The 8,815-nt window shown below is 71.8% G+C and carries 3 protein-coding genes; 2 read left to right on the top strand and 1 reads right to left on the bottom strand.

Features of this window, described 5'->3' with window-relative positions; translation table 11 throughout:
* Positions 1-5,594, top strand: a 5,594-nt coding sequence (locus tag D7W79_RS33920) for an Ig-like domain-containing alpha-2-macroglobulin family protein (RefSeq protein WP_120529481.1), incomplete at its 5' end; no start/stop codon positions are given.
* Between the two features lie 5 nt (positions 5,595-5,599).
* Positions 5,600-7,960 carry a penicillin-binding protein 1C gene (gene pbpC / locus D7W79_RS33915; RefSeq protein ID WP_120529480.1) on the top strand — a complete coding sequence of 787 codons (2,361 nt, stop codon included), beginning with the start codon at positions 5,600-5,602 and terminating at the stop codon, positions 7,958-7,960.
* Positions 7,961-7,963: 3 nt separating this feature from the next.
* Here the strand turns inward: pbpC and D7W79_RS33910 are convergent.
* The coding region (locus tag D7W79_RS33910; protein WP_120529479.1) for an NAD(P)/FAD-dependent oxidoreductase at positions 7,964-8,815 on the bottom strand (852 nt) is incomplete at its 5' end.

The following is an 8,815-nucleotide window of genomic DNA, read 5'->3' as shown; positions in this document are numbered from 1 at the left end:
CCACCCCCGCGTCCGCCGCGACGCCCGCCGCCAGCGCGCCGTCCACGCCCACGCCCACGCCGGTGCAGCCCTCGAAGCTCACGCCCGTCATCCACGAGCTGGCCAGCGAGAACGCCCTGCCCACGGGCGTCGTCATCGAGTTCGCGCTGCCGGTGCGCCCGCGCTACGAGAGCGTCGACGGCACCGTCGTCACGCTGTCGCCGGAGGTCGGGGGCAGCCTGCGGTGGACGGGCCCCTCGTCGCTGCTCTTCACCCCGTCCACGGGCTTCGCGGCCGGCACGACGTACACGGTCTCCGTGGACGCGGTGAACACCGACGCGGGCGTCGTCAAGCCGTCAACCGCGCGCGAGTGGCGCTACAACTTCACGACCTACGCCTTCAAGTTCGCCCAGCTCTACCCCACGCGCATGGACCTGCCGAAGGGCCGCGTGGAGGCGAACGTGGACTTCTCCGGCCCGGTGGACCTGGCCGCCGTGCGCTCCCGCGTGAGCTTCCGCGTGGGCGACACCGCCATCAGCGACGTGAAGTGGAGCACCCGCGCGGACACGCGCAACTCCCTCGCCGTGGTGCTCACCCACCCGAAGCTCAAGCCCGGCGCGACGGTGCAGTTCTCCCTGCGTGAGGGACTGACGGCCGCGGGAGGCGCCTCCACCGTGCAGGCGCCCGCGGCGACGAGCAGCTTCCCGCTCAACGGCGGCAAGCGCATGGACATCACCTTCGTGAACCTCCAGGAGGGGACCAACGGCTACTTCTTCGAGGTGAGCTGCCGCGACGTGGAGTCGGACGCCCCGGCGAGCCCCACCGACGAGCAGTGGGATTCCTACTATTACAACGACGACAACAAGGGCTGCTCGCTCAACGACGCGGTGGCGCTGGAGGCCATCCGCTTCAAGCCGAAGGTGAAGTTCACCGTGGCCCCGTCGCGGCGCGGCTTCCGCATCTTCGGTGACTTCAAGCGCGGCCCGCACACGCTCACCATCGCGGAGGGCACGCTGTCCGTGGGCGGCGGCACGCTCATGGGCGCCTGGTCGCGCGGCTTCTCCGTGCCCGCGCGCCAGCCCCAGGTGCGCTTCAACGCCAACGGCCGCTACCTGCCGCGCAGCGCGTGGCGCAACCTGCCCCTGCAGCACCTCAACGTGGAGGAGGTGACGCTCACGGTGCGCAACGTGCCGCCGGAGAACCTCGTCTTCTGGATGGGCAACGACTACCAGGAGAACGCCGACGAGCGGACGAGCAACGTGCTGGTCCGCAAGACGGTGCCGCTCAAGTCGACGTCGGACTCGCTGCTGACCACGTACATCGACGTGGCGTCGCTGGTGCCCGCCAACACGCGCGGCCTGGTCGAAATCCTGGCCGAGCGCGGCGACTACAAGGCCGCCGCCCGCATCCTGCTCACCGACCTGAGCCTCGTGGCCAAGCGCGGCGGTCCCGCCGTGGGCTCCCAGGACTCCGGCGAGGTGTGGGTCTGGGCCCTGGGCCTGGAGAGCACGGAGCCCCTGTCCGGCGTGGAGGTGTCGCTGGTGAAGAAGAGCGGGCAGACCGTGGCCCGCTGCACCACGCAGGGCGAGGCGGGCTGCAACCTCAAGGTGCCCGCGCCCGGCGTGGACGAAAGCGCGCCGTTCGCGCTGGTGGCGCGCAAGGGCGACGAGCTGACGTACCTCAAGTACGACGAGCTGAAGACGGAGATCGCCAACTCGGACGTGCAGGGCGAGCCGTACCGCGCCGAGCAGCCCTACCGCGCCTCCGTCTGGTCCGACCGCGGCGTGTACCGCCCCGGTGACACCGCGCACGTGGCCGCGGTGCTGCGCGGCCAGGACAACCTGGCGCCGCCCGTGGGCATGCCCGTGGAGGTGCGCGTCATCGACCCGCACGAGCGGGAGATCCGCAAGGTGACGCTGAAGACGAACGCGGCGGGCCTCGTGTCGTTCGACCAGGCGTTCGCGGCGTTCCAGGACACGGGCCACTACTGGGTGCGCCTCAAGGTCGCGGACCGCGACGTGGCCTCCTACGCGGTGAACGTGGAGGAGTTCGTCCCGGAGCGCATGAAGGTCACGGCCAGCACCACCGCGCCGGGCTACGTGCAGGGCAAGGAGATTCCGGTGGGCGTGGAGGCCGCGTACCTCTTCGGCGGCTCCGCGGAGGGCAGCCCGGTGGAGATGACGTGCCGCCTGGAGTCCGTGCCCTTCAAGCCCAAGCAGAACGCCCAGTACACCTACGGCATCTGGCGCCAGGACGGCAGCGCGCCCCGGCCCGTCACGCTGGGGCAGGTGAAGGGCACGCTCGACGCGAAGGGGCAGGCGCTCCTCAACTGCCCGGCCCAGGCGGCGTCGGGCCCCATCAAGGGCGCCGCCCGGCTGTCCGCGGTGGCCAGCGTCTTCGAGTCCGGCAGCGGCCGCTCCACCATCGGCGAGGCCAACGTGCCGGTGCACCCGGAGGCCTACTACCTGGGCCTCCAGGCCAACACGCAGAAGGTGAAGGCGGCCACGCCCTTCACGGTGTCCGGCGTGGTGGTGGACTGGGACGGCCAGCTCGTCACCGACGGCAAGGCGCCGAAGACGGTGGTGCTGGAGTACCAGCTGCTCGAGGAGAACTACGGCTACTACTACGACGAGGAGTCCGGCTACGAGCGCTACCAGCGCTACCTGCGCCCGCAGCGTGAGGGCGAGGCGACGGTGAAGGTGGAGAACGGCCGCTTCACCGCCACGGTGCTGCCGGGCCACGACGGCGCGGGCTACCTCGTGCGCGCTCGCGCGGGCAACACCCAGACGGACCTCTCCATCGAGGGCGACGGCCGCTACTACTGGTGGGGGGAGGGCTCGCGCGTGGACCAGACGCCGCGGCCCCTCAAGCCCACGGCGCTGGACTTGTCGCTGCCCGCGAAGGGCAAGGTGGGCGAGGCCCTCACGGTGAAGATGAAGGCGCCCTACCGGGGCCGCGTCCTCTTCACGGTGGAAACCGACCGCGTGCTCACCACCACGTGGAAGCAGGTGGAGCCGGGCGAGGTGTCCTGGTCGTTCACGCCCAAGGAGTACGCGCCCAACGTGTACGTGAGCGCGTTCCTGGTGAAGGACCCGCACCTGGAATCCGCCCAGGCGTTCATGCCCGACCGCGCCTTCGGCGTGGGCAGCATCGCGCTGGAGCCGGTGGACTTCACCCAGGCCGTCACGGTGACGGTGCCCAAGGAGGTCCGCAGCAACGACACGCTCACCGTGGACGTCGCGGTGGAAGGCGTGGAGGGCCCCACCTTCGCCACCGTGGCGGTGGTGGACGAGGGCATCCTGTCCCTCACGCGCTTCCAGAGCCCGGATCCGCTGAAGGAGATCTTCACGCGGCGCGCGCTGGGCATCCAGACCTACGAGACGGTGGGCTGGGCGCTGCTGGTGCCGCCCGGCGGCAACTCCAGCTCCACCGGTGGTGACGAGGGCGGCGCGGAAGGCCGCGTGCAGCCGGTGAAGCCCGTGGCCCTGTGGAGCGGCCTGGTGGAGGTGCCCGCCAACGGCAAGCTGAAGGTGCCCTTCAAGCTGCCGCAGTACCGGGGCGCGGTGCGGGTGATGGTGGTGACGGCGGGCAACAAGCGCATCGGCCGGGCCAGCGCGCAGGTGCTGGTGCGCGACCCGCTGGTGCTCCAGACGACGCTGCCGCGCTTCCTCACCCAGAACGACGAGATCCAAATCCCGGTCTTCGTCACCAACCTGTCCGGCAAGGCGCAGGACGTGAAGGTGTCGCTGGCGTCGGAGGCCCTGGCGGTGCCGGGGCTCGCGATGCCGGAGGGGCTGGGCTCGTCTCCGCTGGAGCTCAAGGGCAAGAGCGAGGGCCGCGCGCGGGTGGAGGACGGCAAGTCCCGCACCTTCGTGTTCCAGGGCCGCGCGGTGCAGTCGGTGGGCGCCGCTCGGCTGGTGGTGACGGTGGAGGGCGGTGGCTACACGTCGCGCGAGCAGCTGGACGTGCCGCTGTCCCCGGCCGGGCCGCGTGAGCGCAAGCTCCAGCAGGTGGAGCTGGCGCAGGGCACCACGGACCTGAAGGCGCTGCTCCAGGGCTGGGTGCCCACGACGGAGCGCACCACCGTCTGGGTGACGAACAATCCGTACGCGAAGTCGCTCCAGCACCTCTCGTACCTGGTGCGCTACCCGTACGGCTGCATCGAGCAGACGACGTCCTCCACGCGCCCGCTGCTGTTCGTGAGCCAGCTGGTGGAGCGCGTGGATCCGACCCTGGTCTCCACGGCGAAGGTGGAGGACATGGTGCAGTCGGGCATCAACCGGGTGCTGTCCATGCAGACCGCGTCGGGCGGCTTCGCGTACTGGCCCGGCCAGACGGAGCCCCTGGCCTGGGGCACGGCCTACGCGACGCACATGCTGCTGGACGCGCGCAAGCTGAAGTACCCGGTGCCGGAGGACCGGGTGGACAGCGCCCTCGCGTGGATGGGGGATGAGCTGACCCGGACGGAGGGCCGCACGACGGTGTCGAGCGGCTACCACGACGAGCACGCGGAGCCGTACATGCACTACGTGCTCGCGGTGGCGGGCAAGGGGCGCAAGGCGCGGGCGCAGGCGCTGGTGACGGCGATGGAGACGCGCGCGAAGAAGGCGCCGCTCGACGGCGAGGAGCAGGAGGACCTGTACCTGCTCAAGGCCGCGCTGTGGCTGTCCGGCGACCGCCGCTACGAGAAGGAGCTGCGCAACCCGGACGTGTCCGCGCTCAGCGACCAGCGCCACAACGGCTGGTCGTTCTATTCGGACCGGCGCCGGCGCGGGATGATGCTCAGCACCTTCCAGGACCTCTTCGGCAACGCGCCGGAAGGCGAGCCCCTGGCGCGCATGGTGGCGACGGCGCTCCAGGCGCACACGTCGGAGTACTACACGACGCAGGAGCTGGTCTGGGGCATCACCGGCCTGGGCAAGCGGCTGCAGGGCAGCGCGACGACCTTCACGCCGCCCACCCTCACGGTGGGGGGCAAGGCGGTGGCGTCCGTCGCGGAGAAGGACGCGCGCGTGTCGGACCGCACGTGGGCCCTGGCCCGCGCCAGCGAGCGCGCCAGCCTGTCTCTGGACCTCAAGGACAAGGGCGCCGGCAGCGTGTACCTCCTCCTGCAAAGCGAGGGCGTGCGCACCACGCCCGAGGTGAAGGTGGGCGGGCAGGGGCTGACGCTCAAGCGCACCTGGCGCACGCTGGACGGCACCACGCTGGACCTGAAGGCCCAGCCGGTGAAGCTGGCGGACCTCATCTACGTGGAGCTGGAGGTCACCAACACCACGGGCGAGCGCGTGCAGAACATCGCGCTGGTGGACCGGCTGCCGGCGGGCTGGGAGATCGAGAACGCCCGTCTGGGGCGCGGGGGCAGCGTGGAGTGGGTGGACGCGGATTCGCTCTGGACCGCGGACTACGTGAACGTGCGCGATGACCGGATGGAAGCCTTCGGCGCGCTGCAGGCCCACGAGACGAAGAAGCTCGTCTACGCGGTGCGTGCGGTGACGGCGGGCAGCTTCACCCTGCCGTCCGCGGAGGCCGAGGCGATGTACGACTCCTCCGTCTGGGCCCGTGAAGCCGCGGGCACGGTGCAGGTGGCGGGTCCCTGGAAGGACGACCTGCTCTAGGCCCCATGCGTCGCGTGCGTCTCAACGGAAGGAAGTGGGCGGGGGTGGCGCTGGCGGGGCTCGTGCTCCTGGGCACGGGCCTGCTGGCGGCCTGGTGGGTGCCGCTGCCGGAGCGGTTGGCGGCGCCCCCCTCGGTGGTGATGGCGTACCGGGACGGGTCGCCCGCGTACGTCTTCCTCGCCCCGGACGAGCGGTGGCGCATCCCCGCGCCGAAGGACCGCATCGACCGGGCCTATGTCCGCGCCCTGGTGGCACTGGAGGACAAGCGGTTCTTCCAGCACCCGGGCGTGGATCCGCTCGCGGCCCTGCGCGCCCTCGGCCTCAACCTGAGCCGGGGGCGGCGGGTGTCGGGGGCGTCCACGTTGACGATGCAGTTGGTGCGCGTGCTGGAGCCCCGTCCCCGCACGTTCACCTCGAAGGTGATTGAGTCGTTCCGCGCCGCCCAGCTGGAGGCGCGGCTGTCCAAGCAGGAGGTGCTGGAGGCGTATCTCCAGTTCGTGCCCTACGGGCGCAACGTGGAGGGCGTGGAGGCGGCGGCGCTCGCGTACTTCGGGCATACGGCACGGCACCTGAGCCCGGCGGAGATCGCCACGCTGCTGGCGGTGCCGCAGAACCCGAACCGGCGCTTCCCGTCGCCGGAGAACCGGGACCGGCTGCGCTCGGCCCGGGACGACATTGCCCGGCGGCTCCTGGAGTCCGAGGGGCTGGTCGTGGACGGCGTCGCGTCCGACACGGTGCTGGCGGAGGTGCGGGCGACGCCGGTGCCGGACGTGCTCACGCCCTTTCCCAGGGAAGCGCCGCACGCGGCGGTGTGGCTCAAGGCGCAGCGGCCGGGGGCGACGTGGCTGGCGACGACGCTGGATGCGGGCACGCAGCGCTTCGTGGAGCGCACGCTGGGGGAGGCGGCCCGGCGGCTGGAGCGGCAGGGCATCCACAACGGCGCGGTGGTGGTGGCGGACCGGGACACGGGCGAGCTGCGCGCGCTGGTGGGCAACTTCGACTTCTTCGATGAGAAGCACGGCGGGCAGATCATCGGCTTCGCCACGCCGCGCTCGCCGGGCTCGGCGCTCAAGCCGCTGCTGTACGCGCTGGGGATTGATCAGGGCCTGGTGGGGCCGGAGACGCTGGTGCCGGACATCCCGGTGGCGTACGGTGGCTATCAGCCGCGCAACTTCGATGGGCGGTTCCTGGGGTTGGTGCGGATGGAGACCGCGCTGTCGCAGTCGCTCAACCTGCCGTTCGTGCGGCTCCTGGAGCGGGTGGGTGTGGAGGGCTTCCTCGGTTCACTGCGGCAGGCGGGCGTCACCAGCCTGGATCCACGGCCGGGGCACTACGGCCTGTCCGCGGCGGTGGGCGGGCTGGAGCTGACGCCGCTGGAATTGACGGGCGTGTACCTGGCGCTGGCGGGGGATGGGCAGGCGCGGCCGCTGCGGGTGCTGGACGAGGACACGGCGCCGAAGAAGGCCCAGACGCTGGTGTCACCGGGGGCGGCGTGGCTGACGCGGCAGGCGCTGGCGTTGAGGGACCGGCCGGACTTCCCGGAGCGCCGTCGGCTCACGGGGCTGCCCGCGCGGGTGCACTGGAAGACGGGGACGAGCTTCGGCAACCGGGACGCCTGGGCGGCGGGCTCCGGGCCGAAGCACACGGCGGTGGTGTGGCTGGGCAACTTCGACCACTCGTCGAGCGTGCACCTGGTGGGTGCGGAGAACGCGGCCCCGCTGCTGTTCGACATCCTGGAAGGCATTGGCCCACGCGGCACGGCGGTGCAGGAGGAGGACGCCACGCCGCCCAAGGACCTGGTGAGCGTGGAGGTGTGCGCGTACTCGGGGCACCTGCCCACGGACGCGTGCACGCAGCGCAAGCGGGTGGACGCGGTGCGCACGGCGGTGCCGACGACACCGTGTCCGTACCATCACCGGGTGGAGGTGGACGTGGCGTCGGGCCTGGCGGTGGGACCGGGCTGCAGGGACGGGCGCAAGACGGAGTCGCGCGTGTACCTGACCTGGCCGTCCAGCCTGCGCCGGTGGCTCGCGGAGCAGCAGCGTCAGTTGCCCGAACCGCCGCCCCTGGCGCCCGGCTGCGTCGCGGGAGGGGAGCGGGATACGCCGACCATCCTCTCACCGCCGGAAGGGCAGGTGGCGCTGCTCATCCCCGGCATGAACACGGAGGAGCAGAAGATCCCACTGGAGGCGGAGGCCGCGCACGACCGCGAGCTGACATGGTTCGTGGACGGAGCCGTCCTGGGAACCGCGAGGGCCGCCGAGCGCCTCTGGTGGAAGCCGAGCGTGGGCACCCACGACATCCTCGTCACCGACGACCACGGCCTCACCGCGCGCCGGACACTGGTGGTGCGCGAGCGGCAGTAGGGCTCAGGGCCCGGCGATCCGCCGCGCCAGCGTGACGCCGCTGAGGAACGCGCCTTCCACGCGCGGCCCAGCGCACCAGTCGCCACAAGCGCCCAGCCCCAGCGCCGCGTCGTACAACGCAGTGTCCTCCAGCGGCGGTGCAGGCATCGCGAAGCGCCACCGGTGCGCCACGGCCTCCACCGCGCGCACGTCCCTGCCCAGCGCCTTCCCGAACGCCTCCACGAGCTTCGGCGCCATCTCCTCCGCCGTCTCCTCCAGGTGCGCCGCGCTGTACTCCGGCGACCCGTGAAGCACCCAGCGCTCACCCGGAGACCGCCCTGGCTTGCTCGTGTCGCGCGCCACCCACGACAGCGGTGAGTCCTCCACGAACGCGCCATCCAGCTCCACCGCCACCGCCACCGGCGCCTCGAACCGCGCCATCACGGCCCAGCACGGCGACAGCCGAGCGGTCCCCGCCTGTGCTGCCAGCGCGGGCGCACCCACCAGCAATGGCACCGCCTGCGGCGCGGGCACCGCGGCCACCACCACGTCCGCCAGCCCCAGGTCCTCGCCTGTCTCCGAAGTCAGGCGCCACGCCCGGCCATCGCGCTCGACCCGCTCCACCCGCACCCCGAAGCGCACGTCCAATCCGTCCGCGAGCGCCTTCGCCACCGCGTTCATGCCCGGCACGCCCACGTACCGCACGGACTCCTTCGCGGGAGTCACCGCCCCACGCATCAGCGTCCCGATGCGTCCATGCCACTCCGCGACGACGCCCTCCGCCATCCACGCCTCCACCAGCGACCGGAAGAGCGGATCCCTCGCCGTGAAGTACTGCGCGCCATGGTCGAACGTCCCCCCATCCGCGCTCCTCCG

This window comes from Corallococcus exercitus, from assembly GCF_003611585.1.
GTDB lineage: Bacteria > Myxococcota > Myxococcia > Myxococcales > Myxococcaceae > Corallococcus > Corallococcus exercitus.
This window is presented reverse-complemented; position numbering and strand designations above follow the sequence as displayed.

Bases quoted from the DNA above. Each gene is read 5' to 3' on its own strand.
- pbpC (WP_120529480.1), top strand. From the start codon at position 5,600: ATGCGTCGCGTGCGTCTCAACGGAAGGAAGTGGGCGGGGGTGGCGCTG.